This window comes from Streptomyces sp. SID3343 (assembly GCF_009865215.1).
Taxonomy (GTDB): Bacteria; Actinomycetota; Actinomycetes; order Streptomycetales; family Streptomycetaceae; genus Embleya.
The window spans coordinates 1-1,677 of the sequence record NZ_WWJX01000888.1 but is presented as its reverse complement, the minus strand read 5'-3'; the positions used below and the strand labels follow the sequence as shown (position 1 = coordinate 1,677).

The following is a 1,677-nucleotide window of genomic DNA, read 5'->3' as shown; positions in this document are numbered from 1 at the left end:
CGCCCGGCCCCGCCCCGGCCGGCCCGGCCGGCCTCGGCCCGTCCCGCCCCGGTCGGCTTCAGCTCGGGCGCAGGTGCCGCTTGAGGTGCGCCGCGATTGCCTCGGCCAGGCGCGGTGGGACCGCGTTGCCGATCTGGCGGGCGATCTCGGTCTTCGAACCGCACCACACGAAATTCTCGGGGAAGGACTGGAGGCGAGCCGCCTCGCGGTGGGTGATCGGGCGGTTGACCCGGTCGGTCGGATCGTCCGGGTTCCACTGCGGGTGCAGGTATTGGCCCTTCTCGGGCTTGTAGAACTCGGTCCGGATGGTCAACGACGGGTGGCCCCAGCGCATCCGGCCCATCACGTCGGTGGTACCGGACTTCTTGTTGCGCCAGCAGTCGGGAAGCAGGTGGTCGGGCAGGTCGAACCGGCCGCCGCCCGGCGGGACGCAGTCGTAGCGAAGCAGCGAACGCTCGGTCGGGGTGCGGCCGAGGTGCAGGTCGCTCTCCTTGAACACGCCGGGCACGGTGCGGCCGAAGAACTCGGTCTTGGAGACGGGCAGGCTCGTCGTCTCGGGAACGCGAGGCAGCCCCGCGATGGCGTCCTCGACGGTGCGCCACGGCCGCTCCGTACCCGCGCCGTGGGTGGCCGGCGGCACCGTGATCGGGCCGATCCGCGATCCGATCACGATCGCGCGCTTGCGCCGCTGCGGGACGCCGTAGTCCACCGCCGGGAGCAGCGCGTCGGTCAGCTCGTAGCCGTCGAGGAGGCCGCCGGGCCTGGCCTCGGCCATCAGCAGGGCGAATTCGGCCGACTTCTGGAAGCGGTCGACGTTCTCGATCACGAACACCTTCGGCTTGGCGCGCCGGACGAACCGCAGGTATTCCTTCCAGAGTTTGTTGCGCGGGTCCTCGACGTTGCGGCTGCCCAGGTTGGAGAAGCCCTGGCAGGGCGGACCGCCGATGATCAGTTCCGCGCGCGGGATGTCCCGGTTCGGGATCTCGGCGATGTCGCCCCAGCGCATGTGCGCCTCGCCGAAGTTGGCGGCGTACGTAGCGGCGGCGTGCAGGTTCCATTCGACCGCCATGACCGGCGAGAAGCCTTGCGCGGCGGCGAATCCGGCCGTCATTCCGCCACAGCCCGCGAACAGGTCGATCATGGTGATGGGTCGTGCCATGCGGACAGGTTAGCCGGCCGAGCGTCGCGCCAACACAACGTCCCTCACCCTGGTCGCCGCCGAGGCCGGGTCCTCGTGCTCCCACACCCGCACCACCAGCCAACCGGCTTCGGCCATCCGCCGGTCGGTGTCGGCGTCGCGGGTGCGGTTGCCCTCGATCTTGTTCTTCCAGAATTCGGCGTTGCGTTTGGGCCACGTGGCGTGGGTGGGGCAGCCGTGCCAGAAGCACCCGTCGACGTAGACCGCCACCCGGGTGGGGCCGAACACGACGTCGGCCTCGCGCCGGACGCCCTTGAGCGGGCGGCGGTGCACGCGGTAGCGCAGCCCCATGCGGTGCAGTTCGCGCCGCAGCGCCACCTCGACGCCGGTGTCCTTGCTCTTTTGGCGGCTCATCCGCGCGCGGGTCGCCTCGGTGGTGGTGAAGGTCGTCACGCGACCATGGTGCCGGGTCGCACCCTCATGGCGGTTCGCATCCTCGTGCCCTGCCGGTTCGCACCCTCGTGCCGGGTGGGTTCGCA

2 protein-coding genes are annotated in these 1,677 nt (G+C 70.8%); both read right to left on the bottom strand.

All coding sequences use genetic code 11. The features are described from left to right. Positions 1-58 precede the first annotated feature (58 nt). Positions 59-1,159 (bottom strand): DNA cytosine methyltransferase, encoded by a 1,101-nt coding sequence (locus tag GT354_RS27590; protein ID WP_161359087.1) that lies wholly within the window; start codon positions 1,157-1,159, stop codon positions 59-61. 9 nt (positions 1,160-1,168) lie between these two features. Beyond that, positions 1,169-1,591 carry a very short patch repair endonuclease gene (locus GT354_RS27585; RefSeq protein ID WP_346012194.1) on the bottom strand — a complete coding sequence of 141 codons (423 nt, stop codon included), beginning with the start codon at positions 1,589-1,591 and terminating at the stop codon, positions 1,169-1,171. Between the last annotated feature and the right edge of the window lie 86 nt (positions 1,592-1,677).